This is a genomic window from Janthinobacterium darwini (genome assembly GCF_051380905.1).
Taxonomy (GTDB): Bacteria; Pseudomonadota; Gammaproteobacteria; order Burkholderiales; family Burkholderiaceae_D; genus Janthinobacterium.
Window position 1 is genome coordinate 137625 of the sequence record NZ_JBNYXX010000006.1, and the last position, 21719, is coordinate 159343.

At 61.7% G+C, this 21719-nt stretch carries 21 protein-coding genes and 1 riboswitch; of the genes, 6 read left to right on the plus strand and 15 right to left on the minus strand.

From position 1 onward, the window contains the following. Window positions 1-31 precede the first annotated feature (31 nt). Entirely contained in the window at window positions 32-790 is a 759-nt protein-coding gene (locus ACQ4WZ_RS25145) for a ZIP family metal transporter (RefSeq protein ID WP_101483850.1), read from the minus strand. Here ACQ4WZ_RS25145 and ACQ4WZ_RS25150 point away from each other — a divergent pair. After that, window positions 702-902 (plus strand): hypothetical protein, encoded by a 201-nt coding sequence (locus tag ACQ4WZ_RS25150; RefSeq protein ID WP_166674637.1) that lies wholly within the window; start codon window positions 702-704, stop codon window positions 900-902. The genes ACQ4WZ_RS25145 and ACQ4WZ_RS25150 overlap by 89 nt on opposite strands. A gap of 153 nt (window positions 903-1055) precedes the next feature. Here ACQ4WZ_RS25150 and ACQ4WZ_RS25155 read toward each other — a convergent pair whose 3' ends face one another. Next, entirely contained in the window at window positions 1056-1940 is an 885-nt protein-coding gene (locus ACQ4WZ_RS25155; RefSeq protein ID WP_436574757.1) for a dienelactone hydrolase family protein, read from the minus strand. Between the two features lie 134 nt (window positions 1941-2074). Then, a complete protein-coding gene (gene polA, locus ACQ4WZ_RS25160) occupies window positions 2075-4834 on the minus strand; it encodes a DNA polymerase I (protein ID WP_436574758.1) in 2760 nt (919 codons plus the stop codon). 300 nt (window positions 4835-5134) lie between these two features. Between polA and ACQ4WZ_RS25165 the strand changes: the two genes are divergently transcribed. From ACQ4WZ_RS25165 to ACQ4WZ_RS25175, 3 genes are all read left to right on the plus strand, one after another. Next, the gene (locus ACQ4WZ_RS25165; RefSeq protein ID WP_436574759.1) at window positions 5135-5530 is read left to right on the plus strand and encodes a hypothetical protein; all 396 of its coding nucleotides are present in this window, start codon (window positions 5135-5137) and stop codon (window positions 5528-5530) included. An 83-nt stretch (window positions 5531-5613) separates the two neighbouring features. Then, window positions 5614-6570 (plus strand): homoserine kinase, encoded by a 957-nt coding sequence (locus tag ACQ4WZ_RS25170; protein ID WP_436574760.1) that lies wholly within the window; start codon window positions 5614-5616, stop codon window positions 6568-6570. A gap of 2 nt (window positions 6571-6572) precedes the next feature. After that, entirely contained in the window at window positions 6573-7364 is a 792-nt protein-coding gene (locus ACQ4WZ_RS25175; protein WP_101483845.1) for a BPSS1780 family membrane protein, read from the plus strand. A gap of 114 nt (window positions 7365-7478) precedes the next feature. Here ACQ4WZ_RS25175 and ACQ4WZ_RS25180 read toward each other — a convergent pair whose 3' ends face one another. After that, window positions 7479-9788 carry a UvrD-helicase domain-containing protein gene (locus tag ACQ4WZ_RS25180; RefSeq protein WP_101483844.1) on the minus strand — a complete coding sequence of 770 codons (2310 nt, stop codon included), beginning with the start codon at window positions 9786-9788 and terminating at the stop codon, window positions 7479-7481. 109 nt (window positions 9789-9897) lie between these two features. Between ACQ4WZ_RS25180 and ACQ4WZ_RS25185 the strand changes: the two genes are divergently transcribed. Both ACQ4WZ_RS25185 and ACQ4WZ_RS25190 read left to right on the plus strand, forming a co-directional pair. Beyond that, a complete protein-coding gene (locus tag ACQ4WZ_RS25185) occupies window positions 9898-10176 on the plus strand; it encodes a hypothetical protein (protein WP_436574761.1) in 279 nt (92 codons plus the stop codon). After that, complete coding sequence (locus ACQ4WZ_RS25190) at window positions 10173-10697, plus strand: GNAT family N-acetyltransferase (RefSeq protein ID WP_436574762.1); 525 nt, start codon at window positions 10173-10175, stop codon at window positions 10695-10697. Before ACQ4WZ_RS25185 ends, ACQ4WZ_RS25190 begins: the two co-directional genes overlap by 4 nt. Window positions 10698-10710: 13 nt before the next feature. On the opposite strand, the gene ACQ4WZ_RS25195 is transcribed toward ACQ4WZ_RS25190, so the two are convergent. From ACQ4WZ_RS25195 to ACQ4WZ_RS25245, 11 genes are all read right to left on the minus strand, one after another. Next, on the minus strand, window positions 10711-11565 hold the full coding sequence (locus tag ACQ4WZ_RS25195; protein WP_436574763.1) for a hypothetical protein: 855 nt from the start codon (window positions 11563-11565) through the stop codon (window positions 10711-10713). A 187-nt stretch (window positions 11566-11752) separates the two neighbouring features. Then, complete coding sequence (locus tag ACQ4WZ_RS25200) at window positions 11753-12859, minus strand: S-(hydroxymethyl)glutathione dehydrogenase/class III alcohol dehydrogenase (protein ID WP_034749160.1); 1107 nt, start codon at window positions 12857-12859, stop codon at window positions 11753-11755. A 100-nt stretch (window positions 12860-12959) separates the two neighbouring features. Next, window positions 12960-13592, minus strand: coding sequence for an ANTAR domain-containing response regulator (locus ACQ4WZ_RS25205; protein WP_096233822.1), 633 nt, complete (start codon window positions 13590-13592; stop codon window positions 12960-12962). A gap of 77 nt (window positions 13593-13669) precedes the next feature. Beyond that, the gene (gene thiE, locus ACQ4WZ_RS25210) at window positions 13670-14293 is read right to left on the minus strand and encodes a thiamine phosphate synthase (protein WP_133988661.1); all 624 of its coding nucleotides are present in this window, start codon (window positions 14291-14293) and stop codon (window positions 13670-13672) included. 10 nt (window positions 14294-14303) lie between these two features. Beyond that, window positions 14304-15083, minus strand: coding sequence for a bifunctional hydroxymethylpyrimidine kinase/phosphomethylpyrimidine kinase (gene thiD / locus ACQ4WZ_RS25215; protein ID WP_436574764.1), 780 nt, complete (start codon window positions 15081-15083; stop codon window positions 14304-14306). Continuing rightward, window positions 15080-15874: a thiazole synthase gene (locus ACQ4WZ_RS25220; RefSeq protein WP_436574765.1), complete on the minus strand. Its 795-nt coding sequence runs from the start codon at window positions 15872-15874 to the stop codon at window positions 15080-15082. The genes thiD and ACQ4WZ_RS25220 overlap by 4 nt, the downstream gene beginning before the upstream one ends. Before the next feature lie 14 nt (window positions 15875-15888). Then, entirely contained in the window at window positions 15889-16092 is a 204-nt protein-coding gene (gene thiS / locus ACQ4WZ_RS25225) for a sulfur carrier protein ThiS (protein ID WP_071079564.1), read from the minus strand. Window positions 16093-16112: 20 nt separating this feature from the next. Next, window positions 16113-18026 (minus strand): phosphomethylpyrimidine synthase ThiC, encoded by a 1914-nt coding sequence (gene thiC, locus ACQ4WZ_RS25230; protein ID WP_436574766.1) that lies wholly within the window; start codon window positions 18024-18026, stop codon window positions 16113-16115. Window positions 18027-18116: 90 nt separating this feature from the next. Then, window positions 18117-18232: riboswitch (TPP riboswitch) on the minus strand. A gap of 107 nt (window positions 18233-18339) precedes the next feature. After that, window positions 18340-18594 carry a hypothetical protein gene (locus ACQ4WZ_RS25235; RefSeq protein WP_101483835.1) on the minus strand — a complete coding sequence of 85 codons (255 nt, stop codon included), beginning with the start codon at window positions 18592-18594 and terminating at the stop codon, window positions 18340-18342. Window positions 18595-18633: 39 nt separating this feature from the next. Next, the gene (locus ACQ4WZ_RS25240) at window positions 18634-19440 is read right to left on the minus strand and encodes a response regulator (protein WP_436574767.1); all 807 of its coding nucleotides are present in this window, start codon (window positions 19438-19440) and stop codon (window positions 18634-18636) included. A gap of 28 nt (window positions 19441-19468) precedes the next feature. Then, a complete protein-coding gene (locus ACQ4WZ_RS25245; RefSeq protein ID WP_133988663.1) occupies window positions 19469-21712 on the minus strand; it encodes a hybrid sensor histidine kinase/response regulator in 2244 nt (747 codons plus the stop codon). Window positions 21713-21719: the final 7 nt, after the last annotated feature.

Sequence of the window (21719 nt, forward strand, 5' to 3'; positions counted from 1 at the left end):
ATAGGTGACACTGCGCCGGTAGAACGGCGCCTCAACCGCCGTGGCGCTTGTGCGTGAGGAACAGCACGATACACACGCCCAGCGCGATGAGCAGCACTTGCGGGATGGTTTCGCGCAAGGTGGCGCGGCGCTGCATCTGCGGCATCAGGTCGGACAAGGCAATATAGATGAAGCCGGACGAGGCGAACACGAGCACATAAGGAATCAGGTTGCTGGCGCGGTCCAGGGTGAAATAGCCAAGCAAGCCACCCGCCACCGCCATCAGGCTGCACAGCAGATTGAAGACGTAGGCGCGCAGGCGCGAGAAACCCGCATTGAGCAGCACGATGAAGTCGCCGATTTCCTGCGGGATTTCATGCGCGATGATGGCCAGGCCAGTAACCAGGCCTAGCTTCGGGTCGGCCAGGAAAGCGGCGGCGATCAAAATGCCGTCCGTGAAGTTGTGCATCCCATCGCCGACCAGGATCATCCAGCCGGACTTGCCCGCCTCGTGCTTGTCGTGGCCGTGCGCATGGTGGTGGCCATCGCCTTCATGGTGGTGCGAATGGCGCAGGATGGCGAACTTTTCCAGCATGAAAAAGGCCAGCAAGCCCGCCAGCAGGGTGGCGAACAGGCTGCGCGGATCCGCCTGCGACTCGAACGCTTCGGGCAAGGCGTGCAGCAGGGACGTCGACAGCATGATGCCGACGGACAAGCTGACCATGCGCTCGACCACCTTGGACAGGAATGCAAACGAAAAGATCGCCGCCGCAGTAATGCTGAAGACGCCCGCGATCGTGGTCGCGAGCAAAATGGATATAAGGACGGGATCGATGATTTTCTTACCTCAAAATGGCGCCGGGTCACTGGCGCCCGCGATGCTGGCGTCTGGCCTGATGAATGCGTTGTTATCTATTATTTAATTTTTTGCGCGTTTGGCGGCAGCGTAGCGCGATGAAGATGCAATTGTACTGCATTGACGCGCACCGGGCATTTTACAGCCCGGTGCGCCTTTCGCGTCAAGGGATGGAAAAATGTGCCAATCAGGCACTTTTAGCGCCGTTCAGCTTGCAACCTCAGGCAACGCCATGCTTTTTAAACCAGGCTAAACAACGGACATAGCCGTCTTTCGCATCGGCCGCCACATAGCTGGGACGGTAATCGGCATTGAAGGCGTGGCCCGCATCTGGGTAGACGACAAATTCCGACTTGTTGCCGCCCTTGGCCAGCGCGTCTTTCATCTTGGCGATCGATTCCTGCGGAATGCCCGTATCCTTGCCGCCATACAAGCCCAGCACGGGGATCTTCAAGGTGGCGGCGAAATCGATGGGGTTGCTTGGCTGCAAGGGAGTCGGTTCGCCCACCAGACGGCCATACCAGGCCACGCCTGCCTTGACGGCCGGATTGTGCGCCGCGTACAGCCAGGTGATGCGCCCACCCCAGCAAAAGCCCGTGATGCCCAGGCGGCTGGTGTCGCCGCCATTCTGTTTCGCCCACGCAACAACAGCATCGAGATCCGCCATCACTTGCGCGTCCGGCGTCTTGGCAATGATGCCTTTCATGAGTTCCGGAATACTGCTGACCTTGGTAGGATCGCCCTGGCGCACGAACAAATCGGGCGCCAGCGCCAGATAACCCTGTTTGGCGAAGCGGCGCGCCATGTCGGCGATATGTTCATGCACGCCAAAGATTTCCGAAATGACCAGGACCACGGGCAAGCCCGTCTTGCCCTCAGGCTGCGCCGCATATACGGGCACGGCCTGGCCATCGACCATCACCGACATGGTGCCCGTGACGAGTCCGGCGGAATCCGTCTTGATGACGTTTTGCGCCGCCACGGGCAGCACGGCCACGGCAAAACCGGTCCCCAGCGCCACCTTCAGGAAACCACGCCGGCCGTCCGGCCCGGACAAGCTGCTCTGGCCCAGCAAACTTTCACAATCGGTGATCATGTTGCTCATGCGTTTCTCCTGAAAGGTGTGTTGACAAAAAATGTCGGCTTACGCGCTGCGCGCTAAGCCGACCTACGGTCAATGCTAATGTTAAACATGTAGGTCAGCCTAGCGGGGCATGCCCCGCGTAAGCCGACACCGCATCAGTGCGCTTCGTCCCAGTTCTTGCCTACTCCTACCTCGGCCGTCAGCGGCACTTTCAGCTCGGCCACGCCGGCCATCAGCTCAGGCAGCTTGCGCTTGACCAATTCGAGCTCGGCGTCCGGCACTTCCAGCACCAGTTCATCGTGCACCTGCATGATCATCTTCGTCTGCAAATTGTCCGTCTCCAGCCAGTCTTGCACGGCGATCATGGCCAGCTTGATCAGGTCGGCGGCCGTGCCCTGCATGGGCGCGTTGATCGCCGCCCGTTCCGCACCCTGGCGGCGTGGACCGTTCGGCGAATTGATTTCCGGCAACCACAAACGGCGACCAAACACCGTTTCCACGTAACCGCGCGCCTTGGCTTGCTGGCGCGTGTCTTCCATATACTGTTTCACGCCAGAAAAACGCGCAAAGTAGCGGTCGATATAGCTTTGCGCGGCCGTGCGGTCCACGCCCAGGTTACCGGCCAGGCCAAACGCGCTCATGCCGTAGATCAAACCGAAGTTGATGACTTTCGCATAGCGGCGCTGTTCGCTCTGCACTTCCGCAGCCGGCACGCCAAAGATTTCGGCGGCCGTGGCCCGGTGAATGTCGATGCCGTCGGCAAACGCGCGCAGCATGGCTTCGTCGCCCGAAATGTGCGCCATGATGCGCAATTCGATCTGCGAATAATCGGCCGAGACGATGTGGCTGCCTGGCGGCGCGATAAAGGCTTCGCGGATGCGGCGGCCTTCCGCGCTGCGGATGGGAATATTCTGCAAGTTCGGGTCGTTCGACGCCAAGCGCCCCGTCACGGCCACGGCTTGCGCGTAGTTCGTATGCACCCTGCCCGTGGTGACGTTGATCATCTTCGGCAATTTGTCCGTGTAGGTCGATTTCAGCTTGGCCATGCCGCGGTATTCCAGCAGCACCTTCGGGAGCGGATAATCCTCGGCCAACTTTTGCAGCACTTCTTCATCGGTCGATGGCGCGCCCGTCGGCGTCTTCTTGACCACTGGCAACCTCAGCTTCTCGAAGAAGATTTCACCGATCTGCTTGGGCGAGCCCAGGTTAAACGGCTGCTCGGCCAGTTCATACGCCTTCTTTTCCAGTTCGAGGATTTTCACGGCCAGTTCGGCCGACTGGATGTTGAGCAATGCGTCATCGATCAGCACACCGTTGCGCTCGATCTTTTGCAAGACCACGGCCGTCGGCATCTCGACCTTTTCATAGATGAAAGTCAGCTTGTCATCGTTCGCCACATTGCCCCACATGGCATTGTGCAAACGCAAAGTCACATCGGCGTCCTCTGCCGCATACTTGGCCGCCTGCCCTACCTCAACCTGATTGAAGGTGATCTGCTTGGCGCCCTTGCCGCACACGTCTTCGAACGGAATCGTCGTGTAATTCAGGTGGCGCAGGGCCAGGCTGTCCATGTCGTGCTTCTTGTGCGATTCGAACACATACGATTCCAGCAGGGTATCGTGGGCGATGCCGCGCAGAATCACGCCATGGTTGGCGAAGATGTGGCTGTCATACTTCAGATTCTGGCCCAGCTTGGGCTTGTTCGCATCTTCCAGCCATGGACGCAGTTTCGCCAGCACGTGTTCACGCGTTAATTGCTCGGGCGCGCCCGCATAGTCGTGGGCGAGCGGGATGTAGCAGGCGGCGTGCTCGGCAACGGACAGGGAAATGCCAACCATTTGCGCCGTCATCGGTTCCAGCGAGGTGGTTTCCGTGTCCACGGCCGTCAGGGGCGCCGCGTCGATCAGGGCCAGCCATTTATCGAGCTGCTCGTCCGTCAGCACGGTTTCATACACGGCTTCCACCGTTGGCGCGGCGTCGGCAAACATGTCGCCCGTGGTATTGGCGGCAGCACCGGCCGCAACTGGCGCACCGACTGGTGACATCGGCGGCGGCGTGGCACCCAGTTCGCGCAGCAGGGCCTTGAAGCCGTAGCGGTTGAAGAAAGCCAGCAGCGCTTCCTTGTCTTCGTGTTTCGCCACCAGCGAGTCGGCGATCGTCGTCATGTGGCCGGACAAATCGCAATCCGTCTTGACGGTGATCAAGGCGCGCGCCTGCGGCAGCCAGGGCAGGGCCGTGCGCAGGTGTTCACCCACGGCGCCGCCCACCTTGGCCGCGTTTTCCATCACACCTTCCAGGCTGTCGTACAAGGTCAGCCATTTGACGGCCGTTTTCGGGCCGCATTTCGATACGCCCGGCACGTTGTCCACCGTATCGCCGATCAGCGACAGATAATCGATGATGCGGTTCGGCGGCACGCCGAACTTGGCCAGCACGGCCGCCTCATCGAGCTTTTCATTGCTCATGGTATTGATCAGGGTCACCTGGCTGTTGACCAGCTGCGCCAGGTCCTTGTCGCCAGTGGAGACCACCACGTTCATGCCCGCTGCCGCAGCCTGCACGGCCAGGGTGCCGATCACGTCATCGGCTTCCACGCCGTCGACCATCAAGATAGGCCAGCCCATGGCGCGCACGGCTTCGTGGATGGGTTCGATCTGCAGGCGCAGGTCGTCCGGCATCGAGGCGCGCGTGGCCTTGTACTCGGGATACATGTCATCGCGGAAAGTTTTACCCTTGGCATCGAACACGCAGGCGATATAGGCGGCCGGGTAATCGGCGCGCAGGCGGCGCAGCATATTGACCATGCCGTGCATGGCGCCCGTGGGATAGCCGTCCGGGCTGCGCAAGTCTGGCAGCGCATGGAAGGCGCGATAAAGGTAACTGGAACCGTCGACTAACAGCAGGGTGTTTTGCATAATGCCAATAAAATAAGGTGAGCCGCGCCAGCAGGGAAGAAACAGCGGCGGGCGGAATATCGCACAATTATCGCAGAGTTTAGGTCCGCGCCACCGGGGACGCGGCCCCCGATTTTGCGCCGTTTGCCATGGCGAAGCCCCCGCCTGGCCACCTGCACGGCGGCCAGGGCCTATTTCCGCGCATTTAATCAGCCGTGTTAAGCAGCATTGCCTACCAGTTTGTTACAATGCCCTATAGATAAATTGACGGCAATACAGCACTGCACGCGCTGCAGTCCCACACATGGAAGCGAACCCATCATGATGCGTACCTCGACACTCTGGACATTCCTCGCCCTGCCCCTGCTGGCATGTTCGGCCATCGCCAGCGCCCAGACGCCGGCCAAACCGAGCGAAGCGCCGCCAAAGCTCGAGCGTATCGAGGAAATGGGCGAAGCGCCCATCACCGTGGCGCCGGCCCCCGCCAAGCAGCAGATTACCGAAAAACGCGAAGCCGGCGTGACGTCCGAAGTGAAAGTGACGACGGGCGGCAGCACCTATTACATGAAGCCGGCCGCCGGCGCCGACCAGGCCAACGGCAACGCCCTGCGCGGCCCGCAATGGAAAGTGCTGGAATTCGACCTGGGCAAGAAGAAACAGAAACAACGCGATGAAGAGGCAGTGGACGCGCCAGCACCGCCCGCAACAGCGAAGTAAGCAGCCACTCTCCTCTGCCCTGTCCCGGCCACCTGCGGGACAGCCGGCTTTTTTTGACCTTTTAGACCACTCCTCTCTTTCCCATGGCAGTTTTTACCGCGCTACACCTGGACGATATCGGCCCGTGGCTCACGCAGTTTCCACTCGGCAAACCTCTGGCGCTCAAGGGCATCGCGTCCGGCATCGAAAACAGCAATTTCTTCCTGAGCACGGAGCGCGGCGAGTACGTGCTGACGATCTTTGAAAACCTCAGCTTCGAGCAATTGCCGTTCTATCTGCAACTGATGCGCCATTTGGCGGACCGGGGCGTGCTGGTGCCCGCACCGATCGCCAATGCCGATGGCGAACTGGTGACGGCACTGCAGGGCAAGCCGGCCGCCATCGTCAGCAAACTCGACGGCACCTCGCAGATGGCGCCGCAAGCCGTGCATTGCGCGGCTGTCGGCGCCATGCTGGCGAAGATGCACCTGGCGGGGCAGGACTTCCCCCTGCAGCAGCCAAATCTGCGCGGCCTGGACTGGTGGAACACCACCACGCCGCTGGTCTTGCACCACCTCGACGATGCCAAGGCGCATTTGCTGCGCGCGGAAATCCATTTCCAGGATGCCTTCGCTGCCTGCGCTATGTATAAAGCCATCCCGCGCGGCCCCGTGCATGCCGACTTATTCCGCAACAATGTCATGTTTGACGGCGAGCAACTGACGGGCTTTTTCGACTTTTACTTTGCCGGCTGCGACACCTGGCTGTTCGATGTGGCCGTCACCGTCAACGACTGGTGCGTCAACCTGGCCACGGGCGTGCTCGACACGGTGCGCGTGCGCGCCCTGCTCGACGCCTACCGGGCCGTGCGCCCGTTCACGCACGAAGAACAGACGGCATGGCAAGCAATGCTGCGCGCCGCCGCGCTGCGCTTCTGGCTGTCGCGCCTGTACGATTATTACCAGCCGCGCGAAGCGGAAATGCTGACCCCGCACGATCCGGCGCATTTCGAACGCATTCTGCGCGAACGTATCGCCACACCTGCTCCGGAACTGTTTTAAACATGGAAAAATTACCTGCAAGTACAGGTTGGCAATGGGTGAAACAAGGCTTCGCCCTGTTTCGCAAGCAACCTGGCGGCATGTCGATGCTGTTTCTCGGCTATATGTTCTGCATGCTGGCCGTCAGCATCGTGCCCCTGCTCGGCCAATTGCTGCCCGTCATCCTCGTCCCCGTGTTTTCCGTGGCCTTCGTGCAAGGCTGCCTGAATATCGACCAGGGCAAGCGCGTCTTGCCCAGCCTGTTGATCTCGGGCTTCCGCAAGCCGGCGTTTCCTTCCCTGTTGGGCCTGGGCGTGTTGTACATCCTGATGGCCATCGCGGCCATAGGCGCCTCGACTCTGGTGGACGACGGTTTGCTGTGGCAACTGGTCACGGGGCAACTGACGGAAGAAGCGGCGCGCACCGCCATCCCCGAATCACGCCTGGGCCTGGGCATCCTACTGGCCATCGTGCTGTATGTGCCGGCCGCCATGGCCTTCTGCTTTGCCGCGCCGCTGATCTACTGGAGAAAAACCGGTTTGGGCAAGGCGCTGTTCTTCAGCTTTTTCGCCGTCTGGCGTTCGCTGTCGGCCTTCATCGTCTTCGCTTCCACCTGGTTCGCCATCAGCGTCGTCACCAGCCAGTTGCTGGCCGTCATCTTTGGCCGCACGCCGCTGATGATGCAACTGATGATGCCGCTGTCGATGCTACTCACCATCATCATGCATTGCTCGTTCTACGCCGCCTACCGCCAGATCTTCGGCGTGCCCGTCGATGAGAGCAAGACGGTGTCGCTGGACAAGACCGGCGAGTGATCGCCGGTCAGGCGTAGGTCGGATTAGCGGCGGCACGCCGCGTAATCCGACGCTGCGAGGCCAACAATGGTGTCGGATTACGCTACGCTAATCCGACCTACGCACCCTGCCAGATCACCGTCCCAGCCGTTCCAGTTTCGCAATCCCCAGGTCCAGCACCTTCATGCCATGCTGGCCGAAGTTGATCTGCGCGCGCGCATTGCCGCCGCCGCCTTCGATATTGACGATCACGCCTTCGCCGAACTTGGCGTGCGCCACCGATTCGCCGATGCGCCAGCCGCCACCCGTGGCTTTTTGCGCGATCTTTTGCGCAATCGCATTGTCCGAACCCAGGCTGGCAACGCGCGGCGCCTCGTCCCAGGCCGACTTGCGGTTACCGAACCAGTTCGCCTGTACCTTGGGCGACAGCCATTTCAGCGCTTCTTCCGGTAATTCATCGAAGAAGCGCGACTTCATGTTATAGCGCGTCTGGCCGTGCAGCATGCGCGTCTGCGAAAAGCTCATATACAACCGCTTGCGCGCGCGCGTGATCGCCACGTACATCAGGCGGCGTTCTTCTTCCACGCCGTTTTCTTCCTTCGAGCTGCTTTCGTGCGGGAACAGGCCCTCTTCCAGGCCTGTGATGAACACGTTGTCGAATTCAAGGCCCTTGGCCGAGTGCACCGTCATCATCTGCAGCGCATCCTGGCCCGCCTGCGCCTGGTTATCGCCCGCTTCCAGCGACGCGTGCGACAGGAAAGCGGAGAGCGGCGACATCACGGCCGGCAGCGGCGCATCGGCATCCAGAATTTCGATGCCATCCTGGTTGACGACGGGCGCGCCCGCCTGCGCCTGGGCGGCTGGCCCCAGATGGGCCGGTGCTGCCTGGCCGAAACCTTCTTCGGAAACGAACTGGCTGGCCGCGCTGACCATCTGCTCCAGGTTTTCGATGCGGTCGGCGCCTTCCTTTTCATTCTGATAATGCTGCAGCAAAGTACTCGCTTCCAGCACCACGCGCACCATTTCGGGCAAGGACAATTGCTGCGTTTCGAAACGTACGCCCTCGATCAGCTTGACGAAACCGGCCAGCACGCTGCCCGCCTTGCCCGCCACGTAGGGCACGGACGCATACAGCGAGATGCCGTACTGTTCCGACGCGGCCTGCAATTGCTCGATCGAGCGCATGCCGATGCCCCGCGTAGGGAAATTGACCACGCGCAAGAAAGCGGAGTCATTGTGCGGATTGTCCATCAATTGCAAATAAGCAATCGCGTGCTTGACCTCGGCGCGCTGGAAATAGCGCTGGCCGCCATACACGTGGTACGGAATACTGGCTGAAAACAGCGCATGTTCGATCACGCGCGACTGCGCGTTCGAGCGGTAGAGAATAGCGATTTCGCTGCGCGAGGCACCATCGGCGATCAGGCTTTTCGCCTCTTCGATGATCCACTGCGCTTCCTGCAAGTCGGAACTGGCTTCGTACACGCGCACCTGCTCGCCATGGCCCGCGTCCGTGCGCAGATTCTTGCCCAGGCGCTTGCTATTGTTCGCGATCAGCACGTTAGCGCTGTCGAGGATGTGGCCATGCGAGCGGTAGTTCTGCTCCAGCTTGATCAAGTTCTTGACCTGGAATTCATGCTCGAAGGCGCTCATATTGCCCACGTTGGCGCCGCGAAACGCGTAGATGCTCTGGTCATCGTCGCCGACGGCAAACAGGGCGCCGCCATCGCGGCTGCCGTGGCCGGCCAGCAACTTGAGCCAGTTGTATTGCAGGTTGTTCGTATCCTGGAACTCGTCCACGAGGATGTGGCGGAAGCGCGCCTGATAGTGTTCACGCAGCGGCTGGTTGCGGCTGAGCAATTCGTACGTGCGCAGCAGCAATTCGGCAAAATCGACCACGCCTTCACGCTGGCACTGGTCGTCATACAGCTGGTACAGCTCGACCATCTTGCGCTCGTGCGCGTCGTACGCTTCCACGTCCGTGGCGCGCAAGCCCTGATCCTTGGCATTGTTGATGAAATACATCACCGTCTTCGGCGGGAATTTCTCATCATCGATGTTGTTCGCCTTCAACAAGCGCTTGATCACCGACAATTGATCCTGCGAATCGAGGATCTGGAAGGTCTGCGGCAAGGCGGCATCGCGGTAGTGCGTGCGCAGCAAGCGGTTGCACAGGCCGTGGAAGGTGCCGATCCACATGCCGCGCGTGTTGATCGGCAGCATGGCTGACAGGCGCGTGAGCATTTCCTTGGCGGCCTTGTTCGTAAAGGTCACGGCCAGGATGCCGGGCGGCGATACCTGCTGAGTCTGGATCAGCCACGCGATGCGGGTGGTCAGCACGCGGGTCTTGCCCGAACCGGCGCCAGCCAGGATCAACGCATGCTGGGCCGGCAAGGTGACGGCAGCCAATTGTTCGGGATTGAGGTTATGAAGAAGATTTTGCATGCCGTGATTATACCGGCATGGCTAAAAATACTGTGCATTTGTCCAGCGGTCGCGCCAGTTTTCCATGTGCGCGCTACAATCGGCGTCCCGACACAGCAGCCCGTATCCCATGACACCACCCACTCACCTCGACGGCGCCCGCGTACTGGCCTGGGCCTGGTCCGACCTGCCCTTCGGCCACGTCACCGATGAGCATGCTGGCGCAGCCCCCATCGCCATTCACGGCCTGGCCGTGTGCCGCTACGGCGACGAGGCGCGCGCCTACCGCTTCAGCTGCGATGCGCGCTGGGAAACGGTGCAGGATGAAGTGTATGCCAGCGTGGACGAGGCCCGGGAGCAGCTGCCTGCGCAATACCGCGCCATGGCCGCCACCTGGAAGACGCCGTGAGCTACGCCATCCGCGCGGCCAGCCAGGTCGACTTGCCCCTGCTGGCCCAGGTCGAGCGCAGTGCCGCGGCCCTGTTTGCGCAGGCCGGGGCGGACTTGGCGTGGCTGGCGCACGGTGAACCCTTGCCACTGCGCACCTTGCAGGCGCTGCAGCAGCATGGCGGCGTGTGGGTGGCTGCCGATGGGCAGGACAGGCCCGCGGGTTTCCTGGCAGCCCAGCCGCTTGACGGCCAGATATTCATCGTGGAATTGTCCGTTGCCCTGTTGCATCAACGGCAGGGACTGGGCGCGCGCCTGCTTGACGCGGCGGAGGCCCACGCCCGGGCGCAGGGCTGCGCCAGCCTGACACTGAGCACCCACCGCCATCTGCCTTGGAACGCGCCCTACTATGCGCGTCACGGTTTCAGCGAAATCGATGCCGTAGCGCTGGGCGCGGGTCACGCGCTCAAGCTGGCGCGCGAAGCGCAGGACGGGCACGATCCGGCGCTGCGCTGCCTGATGCGCAAGCCGCTGGCCCGCTGATTCAGCACACCATTCAGCGCACCAGCTTTGCCTTGCCTTCGCTGAGCGCCTGGGCGATCACCTGGCGCGTGGTCTTGTCGGCTGCTTTTGATGCCTTTTCCTGCTGGCGTCCCAGCGCTTCCATTTGCTTGCCCAGGGTTTCCATCGGCTTGCCGCGCTGATCCATCTGGCGCGACAGCGCATCCACTTTGGCCGCTTCGCGCTCTTGCGTGGCGGCAATGCGATCGTTGACCTCTTCCATGGCATCCTGCGCATCCTCCATCTGCTGCTGCAGGCGTTCCACCTCGCGCCCTGCCGCACGGCGCGCTGTCTCTGTGGTCGCTTGCGCCTGGCGGCGCGCCGCCTCGCCCATCTTGCGGCCCAGTTCCTGCTGCTGGCGGCCCAGCGTTTGCAGCTGCTGCGCATCGCGCGTACCGCCATTCGCCTGCGCAGCGCCATGAACGCCCATCTTGCTGCCCAGTTCGCCCATCGCCTTGCCGTGCTCGCTCATCTGCTTGCCCAGACCGCTCATCTGCAAGCCCAGCTGCTGCGATGGCTTCCAGGCGTCGCGGACGCGGGCCAACAGCGCGGCATCCTGCGTCACATAGCCCTTGCCCTGGTCACGGAACCACAGGAAATGCCCCTTGAGCGAACGCTGTAGCTGTTTAATCTGCTGGCCATCGACATCGCGGCCTGCCATGGTGACGCTATCCTCGCTGCTGTCGACGAGCGCATAGCCATCGCCGCTGTCCATGGAGATAGTGATTTTCTTGCTGGGTGCGGCCGGGGCGGCCGGTGGCGCGGGCGGCTCGGGCGGCTGCACGGCCAGTGCACTGCCGCCAAGCACGATACCGGCCAGGCTGAGGATCAAACGATAGGAAGTGGACATGGCTGCCTCGTCGCAAAAGTAGTGGAGCGTTGACTTTAACGGCGGATGAATCACGTCTCCAGCGCGGTGCGACAGGCTGCACAAAGGCTGGCCTGGACGGCAGGCTTGCGCGATGAATGGCAAACCACGGACGAAAAAAACGGAGGCCGCAGCCTCCGCAAAAACGCCGTGGTACGGCGTATGTTTATCAGTACAACACGACGGAGCGGATCGATTCGCCGCTCTTCATCAAGTCGAAACCCTGGTTGATATCGTCCAGTTTCAAACGGTGCGTGATCAAATCATCGATATTGAGCTTGCCTTCCATATACCAGTCGACGATCTTCGGCACGTCCGTGCGGCCGCGCGCGCCACCGAAGGCGGAACCTTTCCACACGCGTCCCGTCACCAGCTGGAACGGACGCGTAGAAATTTCCTGGCCGGCCGCGGCGACGCCGATGATGATGGACTGGCCCCAGCCCTTGTGGCAGCACTCGAGCGACTGGCGCATGGTGGTGGTGTTGCCGATACACTCAAAACTGTAGTCGGCGCCGCCGTCCGTCAGCTGCACGATGGTGTCGACCACGTTTTCCACTTCGTTGGCGTTGACGAAATGCGTCATGCCGAACTTGCGCGCGATGGCCTGGCGCGCCGGGTTGATATCCACGCCGATGATCTTGTCTGCGCCCACCATCTTGGCTGCCTGAATCACGTTCAAGCCGATGCCGCCCAGGCCGAACACGACCACGTTGGCGCCTGCCTCAACCTTGGCCGTAAACAGCACGGCGCCCACGCCCGTCGTGACGCCACAACCGATGTAGCAGACTTTATCGAAAGGCGCGTCTTCGCGGATCTTCGCCAGCGCAATTTCCGGCACGACGATGTAGTTCGAGAAGGTGGACGTGCCCATGTAGTGGAAGATGGGTTTGCCGTCGATGGAAAAGCGCGACGTCGCGTCCGGCATCAGGCCGCGGCCCTGGGTCGAGCGGATCGACTGGCACAGATTGGTTTTTTGCGACAGGCAGAATTTGCACTGACGGCATTCCGGCGTGTACAAGGGGATGACATGGTCATCCTTTTTCAGGCTTTTCACGCCCGGCCCCACATCGACGACGATGCCGGCGCCTTCATGACCGAGAATGGATGGGAAAATGCCTTCCGGATCGGCGCCCGACAGGGTGTAGTAATCGGTGTGGCAAATGCCCGTGGCCTTGATTTCGACCAGTACCTCGCCCTCGCGCGGGCCCGCCAGGTCGACTTCTTCGATGGTCAAAGGCGCGCCCGCCTTCCATGCAATCGCTGCTTTGGTTTTCATGTATGTCCTGTCTATGGTTGAACCAGGCGCGCCAGCGCGCCATATCGTCACATCATAACAAGGCAGGCGCCGACGTGCCACGCCGGCGCCGGTGCAACGCTTACTTGGTTTTCGCCCTGTTGAGGAAGGCGCCATGCAAGCCGTTCAGGGTTTCTTCGGCCAGCAGCAGCTGGCTGGCGATTTCATTGATCTTGCGGCGGCTGGAGCGGGCGTGGTCGCGCAGCACCTCGAAAGCCGTGTTGCGGTCCGTCTGGAACTTGCCCATCAGCAAGCCGACGGCCAGGCTGGTTTCGCGGCCGGCGGCCAGGGCCGCGTTCAGGTTCAGCTCGGTGCGCCGGAGCTGGCGGATTTCATCGGCGCGCGCCAGGCCCGCTTCGAAGGCGGGCATCAAGCGGCCTTCATCGACGGGTTTCACCACGTAGCCGACGGCGCCGTAGGCGGCCGCCTGCTTGCCCGATTCGCTGTCGCCGCTGCCGGACAGGAACATGAATGGCACGCCCGTCTCGCCATGCAGGCGCTTGGCCAGTTCCAGGCCCGACATGCCCGGCATATGGATGTCGAGCAAGGCCAGGTCCGGCTCGCGCTGGGCGACCATTTGCAGCGCCACTTCGGCCGAATTGGCCAGGGCCGTCTCATAGCCGGCATGGCGCAGGATTTCGCCGAGGAATTCCAACAGGAGTTGGTCATCGTCAACGATCAGGATTAGGCGTTTCGCGGCGGCTGGCTGACTCATGGGTAAAGGAACCTCGGTAATGAAGATGCTCTTATTATATGCCGATTATTCCCCCAAATCAGCCCCCATGCCCATGCTCACGCCGCAAACAATTGGTTGAATTGCTGCACTGCAATATTCACATCGTGCGCCTGGCCTGCCTTGCCAAATACGCTGCTGATGGCCGCCACCATGTCGGCGCCACGCGCTGCCAGCGGTGCCGCGTTTTCCGGCGTCATGCCGCCGATCACCACGCACGGCAAGGCTATCTCGCGTTTGGCTTGCAGCACCATATCCAGGGGCGTGGTCACCGGGTATTTTTTCACCAGCGACGGATAAAAGCCGCCGAAGGCCACATAGCTGGCGCCGCCCGCCTCGGCCGTTCGTGCCAGGGCCATGTCGCCATAGCAGGAAGCGCCAACGATCTTGTCCTTGCCTAGGCGCGCGCGCACCTGTGCGACGGATGCATCCGTGCCGCCCACGTGCACGCCATCGGCGTCGAGCTCTTCGCACAATTCGATAAAGTCATTGATGATGAAGGGCACGCCATACTTGCGGGCCAGGGCCAGCAGGGCGCCCGCCTGTTCGCGCCGTTGTTGCGCCTCGGCGCTCTTGTGGCGGTATTGCAGCAGAGCCACGCCTTCCTGCAAGGCTTGCTCGCTCACGTCGAGCAGGCGGTCGGTGTCATCCCAGTTCGGAGTGACCAGATACAGTCCACGCATGATGTTTTCCTTATTGAATGAATCGTTGGGGCATGAGCTGGCCTGGCGCAATGGCATACGCATCGGACAAGGCCGCATGGCAATAGGCTTGCGCCAGATCAAGCGCGTCCGGCAGCGCCTCTCCCAGCGCCAGACGCGCCGCGATGGCGGACGCCAGAGTGCAGCCGCTGCCGTGGAATTGGCCAGGCAGGCGTGGCCAGCGCCACGCTCGCTCGCCGCCATTCGCGTCTATCCAGCGGTTGACGATCACCTCGCCCTCGCCATGGCCGCCCGTCACCAGCACGTGCTTGCAGCCTTGCGCGCGCAGGTTTTCTTCGCCGCCCAGTGCCAGCGCTTCCGGCCCGTTCGGCACGATGACGGTCGTCAGCGGCAGCAAGGGTGCCAGCGCCATCACCGCGTCGTCACGGCTAAGCACATCGCCATGACCGCTGGCCAGCACGGGGTCTAGCACCACGGGCAAGGTGGGGCGGGCCAGCCGCAATTGCGCGATCAGTTGCGCGATGACGGCTGCATTCGCGGCACTGCCGGGGATGCCGATCTTGACGGCGTGAATGGCGATCTTGGCTATCAGCGCCTGCGCCTGCCGGCGCAGCAATTCCGGCGCCACCGGTTCGACAGCAAACACGCGGTCGTTGTCCTGCACCGTCAGCGCCGTGATGACGGGCAAGGCATGCGCACCCTGCGCCGCAATGGCCACGATATCGGCGGCGATGCCGGCGCCGCCGGAAGGATCGAGGCCGGCAAACACCAGCACAACCGGACGACACGGCAGACGCTGTCGCCCCGTCACGCCAGGCGGCCGGCCATCGGCGACGACGGCGAGGCGGCGAATTTACGGGGCATGCGGCCCGCCAGAAACGCTAGACGCCCGGCCCGCACGGCCTGCTTCATCGCATGCGCCATGCGCACGGGGTCGCGCGCGCCGGCAATGGCCGTATTCATCAGCACGCCATCGCAACCGAGTTCCATGGCAATGGCCGCATCCGACGCCGTGCCCACGCCAGCATCGACGAGCACGGGCACTTTCGCCTGGTCTATGATCAGCGACAAATTCCACGGATTCAATATGCCCATGCCCGAACCGATCAGTGACGCCAGCGGCATGACAGCCACGCAGCCGATGTCTTCCAAAATCTTCGCCTGGATGGGGTCGTCGCTGCAGTAGACCATTACGTCAAAGCCATCCTTGACCAGCGCTTCGGCCGCGATCAGGGTTTCCGGCATATGCGGAAACAGGGTCTTTTCATCGCCCAGCACTTCCAGCTTGACCAGATTGCGCCCGCCCAGCAGCTCGCGCGCCAGTTGCAGGGTGTAGACGGCATCTTTCGCGTTGTAGCAGCCGGCCGTGTTCGGCAAGATCGTGTACTGGTCCGGCGGCACAAAATCGAGCAGGCTGGGCGCGTTCGGATCTTGCCCGATATTCACCCTGCGGATGGCCACCGTGATGATCTGCGCTTCGGCCGCGTCCGTCGCCTCGCGCGTCTGTGGCAAGTCCTTGTACTTGCCGCTACCCACCAGCAAGCGCGATTGGTACTGTTTTCCTGCGATAGTCAGCAAGTCGTCGTTGTTATTACTTGTCATTGCTTTTCCTTAGTCTAGCCGCCGCCGATGGCGCGGACTATTTCAACCTGGTCTTGTACCTGCAAGACCTGTCCCGGCCACGCCTTGCGCGGCACCACATTGCGGTTGACGGCCAGCGCCAGCGCCTGGTTTTCCAGCGACAGCGCGGCGATCAGTTGATCGAGGGTTTGCCCCGGCGGCACCTGGTGCGGCGCGCCGTTGAGCGTGATGGATATCAATGCTGGCATCACGCTCTCCTTCAGACCTTGCGGTACAGCTCGGCGCCGTTCTTGATGAATTCAATGGCCTTGATTTCCATGCCCTGCTTGAGCGCCTTGTCTTCCGCGATGCCCATGCCGGCCGCATATTCGCGCACTTCCTGCGTGATCTTCATCGAGCAGAAGTGGGGGCCGCACATGGAGCAGAAATGCGCCACCTTGGCCGAATCCTTGGGCAAGGTTTCATCGTGGAATTCGCGCGCCTTGTCCGGGTCCAGGCCGATGTTGAACTGGTCGTCCCAGCGGAATTCGAAGCGGGCTTTCGACAGGGCGTTGTCGCGGATTTGTGCGCCCGGATGGCCTTTTGCCAGGTCAGCCGCGTGCGCAGCGATCTTGTAGGTGATGATGCCGTCCTTGACGTCGGCCTTGTTGGGCAGGCCCAGGTGTTCCTTCGGCGTCACGTAGCACAGCATGGCCGTGCCATACCAGCCGATCATGGCCGCGCCGATGCCCGACGTGATGTGGTCATAACCAGGCGCGATGTCGGTCGTCAACGGCCCCAGGGTGTAGAACGGCGCTTCGCCGCACTGCTCCAGCTGCAAGTCCATGTTTTCCTTGATCAATTGCATGGGCACGTGGCCCGGGCCTTCGATCATCACTTGCACGTCGTGCTTCCAGGCCACTTGGGTCAGTTCGCCCAGGGTTTTCAGTTCGCCCAGCTGCGCCTCGTCGTTGGCGTCGTAGATGGAACCGGGGCGCAGGCCGTCACCCAGCGAGAACGACACGTCGTACGCCTTCATGATTTCGCAGATCTCTTCGAAATGCGTGTACAGGAACGATTCCTGATGATGCGCCAGACACCATTTCGCCATGATGGAGCCGCCGCGCGAGACGATGCCCGTCAATCGCTTGGCCGTCATCGGCACATAGCGCAGCAGCACGCCCGCGTGGATGGTGAAGTAATCGACACCCTGCTCTGCCTGCTCGATCAGGGTGTCGCGGAAAATTTCCCACGTCAGGTCTTCAGCCTTGCCATTGACCTTTTCCAGCGCCTGATAGATAGGCACGGTGCCGATGGGCACGGGGCTGTTGCGCACGATCCATTCGCGCGTTTCGTGGATGTGCTTGCCGGTAGACAGGTCCATCACGTTATCGCCGCCCCAGCGGATGGCCCAGGTCATTTTTTCCACCTCCTCGCCTATCGACGAGGTGACGGCCGAATTGCCGATATTGGCGTTGATTTTTACCAGGAAATTGCGGCCGATAATCATCGGTTCGACTTCAGGGTGATTGATGTTGGCGGGGATGATGGCGCGGCCGCGGGCGATTTCCTCGCGCACGAATTCCGGCGTGATTTCCGCAGGTATGCTGGCGCCGAACGACTGGCCTGGGTGCTGACGGCCCATCAGCTCGGCCAAGCGCCCGCCCATGGGACCGGAGGCTTTCAGTTCGCGCAAATACTCCTGGCGGCGCATGTTTTCGCGGATGGCGACGAATTCCATTTCCGGCGTGATAATCCCGCGCCTCGCGTAATGCATTTGCGTGACGTTCTTGCCGGCAATGGCGCGGCGCGGCTTGCGGTGCAAATTGAAGCGCAGCTCGGCAAGTTTCGGGTCGGCCAGGCGGGCGATGCCGTAATCGGAGGTGGGGCCGGGCAATTCTTCCGTGTCGGCCCGCTCCATGATCCACGGCAGGCGCGGCGTATCGAGGCCCGAGCGGATATCGATCTGCACGTCCGGGTCCGTGTAGGGGCCGGACGTGTCGTACACGTAGATCGGCGGATTTTTTTCGCCGCCGAACGACGCTTCCGTGTCGGATTGGCTGATTCTCCGCATGGGCACGCGGATGTCGGGGCGGCTGCCTTCCACATAGATCTTGCGCGAATTGGGCAGTGGCGCGATGGCGGCTTCGTCGACCGTGGCGGTGGCAGAGAGGAATTTCGGGTTGGCGTTCATTTTGGCTCCTTGGCTAGACTTGCAGCTAGACTATTTATAGCCTGGAGCCAGCTAAGGAGGTTCGGAATTGCGCACGCGGAAAAGCGAGGTGCGTTCATCCTAAAGCTTCCCTTCGCTGGCATTATCCAGATCAGGTTCGGAGGGTATTTCTCACCCGCGCTTGCACTGTGTTTCCACAGCGAAAGGCAGGACCCCTAGCGTTTGCCGCCTTGCGGCAGCGAGCCAATTATACGCGGTTCGCGCCGCGTGGCCAGATGATTTCTTGCTTTGTCTCCTATGTGCATCTGCTGCAATGCAGCAGATGCCGGCACGTCTATTTCTTCTTGCCCCAGCGCCAGGCGGTGGGTTCGCCCTTCCACTGGCACACGGCGATCAGCGCGGCAACGATGGCCACTTCATACACGATATAGCCTGCCAGCATGGTTTGCGGGGGAAACAGGAAGGCGCCGCAGGCGAACAGCGCCAACGCGGCCAGGAACACCAGCCAGCCCTGCCACGTGATGGGCAAGCCCCAGCCCCAGCCATAGGTCTTGGCGGGAAACCAGTAGGAGGGAGATTTGTCAGCCATGGTGCTTTCCTTGTGGATGTCGATAGCAGCAAGTATAAATCAGGCGCTGCGATGACGCTCCGTGACATCGAGGCCAATACCGCGGTAGCCGATGAAGCGGCTGCCATTGTCGAACATCGGTTCGCCGCTGACCTGCAGGTACTGCGTGCTGCCATCGAGGTTGGCGCGGCTGTAGATGAAGTCGAGAAACGGTTCGCGCGCAGCAATCTTGGCATCGAGCAGCGCTCGTTCGGTGGCGTTCCAGCGCTGCGGCTCTTCCTCGCTGCCGATGCCCAGCATTTCAGCCACGGGACCGGAAAAGCGCGTCAGATTGCCTTGCGCATCCTGTTCCCAGTACCAGTCGGACGACAGTTCCGTGAAGCGCTGGAAGCGCGCTTCGCTTTCGCGCAACTCCGCCGTGCGCTCTTCCACCATCAGTTCCAGCGACTTATTGTATTCGGCCAGCTTCTGGTACAGCAAGCGCACTTCCAGCATATTGTGGATGCGCGTCTTCACTTCCACCAAGTCGAAGGGCTTGCTGACGAAATCCTTGGCGCCCGCCTGCAGCGCGCGCAGCTTGTGGCCTGGCTGGGCAGTGATCACCAGCACGGGCAGATAACTGCCGGCCTCGATGTCGCGCAAGCCTTCCATCACTTCGAAGCCATCCATTTCCGGCATCTGCAAGTCGAGCAGGATCAAGTCGTAGCGGTGCTGCTGGTGCAGCGCGTGCACGGCTTGCGGGTCCATGGTGGAAGTGATGCGCGTATAGCCGGCATTGCGCAACACCTGTTCCAGCAGCATGACGTTAGCCTCCTGGTCATCGACGATGAGAATGCTGGCGTTCAGGATCTCGGTGGCTTGAAGCATGGCGGTGTTCCTAAAATGAAGTGCTGAATTAGCGTACTGTGTGAATGTCGTCGGCCAGGCCGTGCTCGGCCGCATGGTGCAGGGCCACGTCAAGCGCATCCATGAATTCAACGACCTTGATCGGCTTGGTCAGGTAGCGGAAGAAGCCCGCTTCCAGGCCTTTCTCGATGTCGCGCGGCACGGCGTTGGCGGACAGGGCCATCACGGGAATGTGGCTGGTGAGCGGATCGTCGTGCAGGATGTGCAGGGCGCCATAGCCGCTGATACCGGGCAGGTTGATATCCATTAAGATCACGTCCGGTTGATACGTGCGCGCCAGGTCGATGCCCAGATGCGCATCGACGGCCGTCAGCAATTTCAAATCGCTGCGACGGGCGATCAGTTGCTCCACCAGTGCCAGGTTGGCGGGATTGTCTTCCACGTACAGCAGGGTACGCTGGCTTTCCTGGTTCTCCTGCACCACCGGCAGCACTGCCCCCTCTTCCAGATGCAGCTCCGGCGCACGCGAGGCCTTGAATTCGACCCAGAAAGTGGTACCCACGCCCACCGTGCTGTCCACGCCGATGGTGCCGCCCATCAATTCGACCAGCTGCTTGGTGACGACCAGGCCGATGCCCGTGCCCTCTTCCGTGCTGCTTTCCTGGCCCAGGCGGTTAAAGGGCTGGAACAGCTGACTCATCTGTTCGGCATTCAGGCCGGCGCCGCTGTCGGTGACACTGACGCGCACCCGGTCGCCGTGGCGGCTGCACTCGACCTTCACGCTGCCGCCGCTCTGGTTATATTTGATGGCGTTCGATAGCAGATTGATCATCACCTGTTTCACGCGCGTGCGGTCCGCATGCACATAGAAGGCCTTGCCGCAGCGGGGGAAATGCATGCTGATGCCGCGCTTTTCCGCCTGCGGCGCGATCATCGCCTGGCAATCCTGCAGCACGTCGAGCAGGGACATCGCCTCTTGCGACATGGTGACCTTGCCCGACTCGATCATGGCCAAGTCGAGGATTTCATTGATCAAGCGCAAGAGATACCAGCCGCCCTTGAGGATCTGGTCGATCGAGCGCTGTTGCGGCAAGCTTGGCGCCGGCGTCTCGGACGCCATCAGCTGGGCAAAGCCCAGGACGGCGTTCAAGGGCGTGCGCAATTCATGGCTCATGCTCGACAGAAACTCGGACTTCGCCAGGTTCGCCTTTTCCGCCGCCTGGCGGGCCTTTTCCATTTCGATATTCGTGTCTTGCAAGGCTTGCTCGAACTGCTTGCGTTCCGTCACGTCGCGGGCGGCGGCAAACACGCCCTGCAGCTTGCGGTCGCGGTCATGGAAGGTCGACGCGTTGTACGACACCACCGTCTGCTTGCCGTCTCGCGCCAGGGCCGTCAGCTCGTAATTGGTCAACTTTCCTTCACGCAACACGCGCGCGATGGCTTCCTCGGCCCGTTCTGGTTCCGTAAAGTAATTCTTGCACGGCGCGCCGATCAATTCGTCGCGCGTGCAGCCCGTCAGCGCTTCCATCTGCTGGTTGACGTCGCTGATGATACCGCGCGGGTCCGTCGTCATCAGGGCATCGATATTCGATTCGATCAGAGAGCGCGTGTAGAACTGCTGCTCGCGCAAGCGCTGGTCCAGCTGCGCCTGTTCCGCCTCGACCTGCTTGCGCGCCGTGTTGTCGGTGCCGATCAGCAAGTAACCGATGACCTTGCTCTGCGCGTCGCGCAGGGCCGTCACGGAAACCATGGCCGGGAAGCGGCTGCCATCCTTGCGGATGTAGGTCAATTCGTAAATGTCTTCGATGCCGCGCGAGGCCTTGAACACCAGCGCTTCCACGCCCGGCGTGATAACGGTGTCGAGTTCAGCACTAAGGGCGGCAGCGCGCGCAACGATTTCTTGCGCGTCGGAAATGCCGGCCGGCGTCAGCTTGTCGACCACGTCGCTGGCTTCATAGCCGAGCATGCGTTCGGCGCCCACATTGAAAATCTGGATCACGCCTTGCGCATCGGTGGCGATGCAGGAAAAATTGGCACTGTTGAAAATCGCATCCTGCAAGGCACCCGCCTTGAGCAACTGGCGCGGCAGGCTGGCCGACACCGTGCGCCGGTACAGCGCCGCGAGCAGCATCAGCAGCAAAAATACCAGCGCGTCAATGACGCATGCCGTCTCGAACGGCGCGCGCCAGGCCAGCACGCCGACGGCCAGCAACACGACGGCGCTGAACGAAAACGCCAGCGCCATGGGCCAGCGCGACGGCGCGCGCGGGGGGATGTTTTCGACAGATTGCATGATGAGC

Excerpts from the sequence above, each read along its gene's own strand:
- ACQ4WZ_RS25150 (WP_166674637.1), top strand. The coding sequence starts at position 702 with ATGCGCTCGACCACCTTGGACAGGAATGCAAACGAAAAGATCGCCGCC.
- ACQ4WZ_RS25155 (WP_436574757.1), bottom strand. The coding sequence starts at position 1,940 with ATGAGCAACATGATCACCGATTGTGAAAGTTTGCTGGGCCAGAGCAGC.
- polA (WP_436574758.1), bottom strand. The coding sequence starts at position 4,834 with ATGCAAAACACCCTGCTGTTAGTCGACGGTTCCAGTTACCTTTATCGC.
- ACQ4WZ_RS25165 (WP_436574759.1), top strand. The coding sequence starts at position 5,135 with ATGATGCGTACCTCGACACTCTGGACATTCCTCGCCCTGCCCCTGCTG.
- ACQ4WZ_RS25170 (WP_436574760.1), top strand. The coding sequence starts at position 5,614 with ATGGCAGTTTTTACCGCGCTACACCTGGACGATATCGGCCCGTGGCTC.
- ACQ4WZ_RS25175 (WP_101483845.1), top strand. The coding sequence starts at position 6,573 with ATGGAAAAATTACCTGCAAGTACAGGTTGGCAATGGGTGAAACAAGGC.
- ACQ4WZ_RS25180 (WP_101483844.1), bottom strand. The coding sequence starts at position 9,788 with ATGCAAAATCTTCTTCATAACCTCAATCCCGAACAATTGGCTGCCGTC.
- ACQ4WZ_RS25185 (WP_436574761.1), top strand. The coding sequence starts at position 9,898 with ATGACACCACCCACTCACCTCGACGGCGCCCGCGTACTGGCCTGGGCC.
- ACQ4WZ_RS25195 (WP_436574763.1), bottom strand. The coding sequence starts at position 11,565 with ATGTCCACTTCCTATCGTTTGATCCTCAGCCTGGCCGGTATCGTGCTT.
- ACQ4WZ_RS25200 (WP_034749160.1), bottom strand. The coding sequence starts at position 12,859 with ATGAAAACCAAAGCAGCGATTGCATGGAAGGCGGGCGCGCCTTTGACC.
- ACQ4WZ_RS25205 (WP_096233822.1), bottom strand. The coding sequence starts at position 13,592 with ATGAGTCAGCCAGCCGCCGCGAAACGCCTAATCCTGATCGTTGACGAT.
- thiE (WP_133988661.1), bottom strand. The coding sequence starts at position 14,293 with ATGCGTGGACTGTATCTGGTCACTCCGAACTGGGATGACACCGACCGC.
- ACQ4WZ_RS25220 (WP_436574765.1), bottom strand. The coding sequence starts at position 15,874 with ATGACAAGTAATAACAACGACGACTTGCTGACTATCGCAGGAAAACAG.
- thiC (WP_436574766.1), bottom strand. The coding sequence starts at position 18,026 with ATGAACGCCAACCCGAAATTCCTCTCTGCCACCGCCACGGTCGACGAA.
- ACQ4WZ_RS25235 (WP_101483835.1), bottom strand. The coding sequence starts at position 18,594 with ATGGCTGACAAATCTCCCTCCTACTGGTTTCCCGCCAAGACCTATGGC.
- ACQ4WZ_RS25240 (WP_436574767.1), bottom strand. The coding sequence starts at position 19,440 with ATGCTTCAAGCCACCGAGATCCTGAACGCCAGCATTCTCATCGTCGAT.
- ACQ4WZ_RS25245 (WP_133988663.1), bottom strand. The coding sequence starts at position 21,712 with ATGCAATCTGTCGAAAACATCCCCCCGCGCGCGCCGTCGCGCTGGCCC.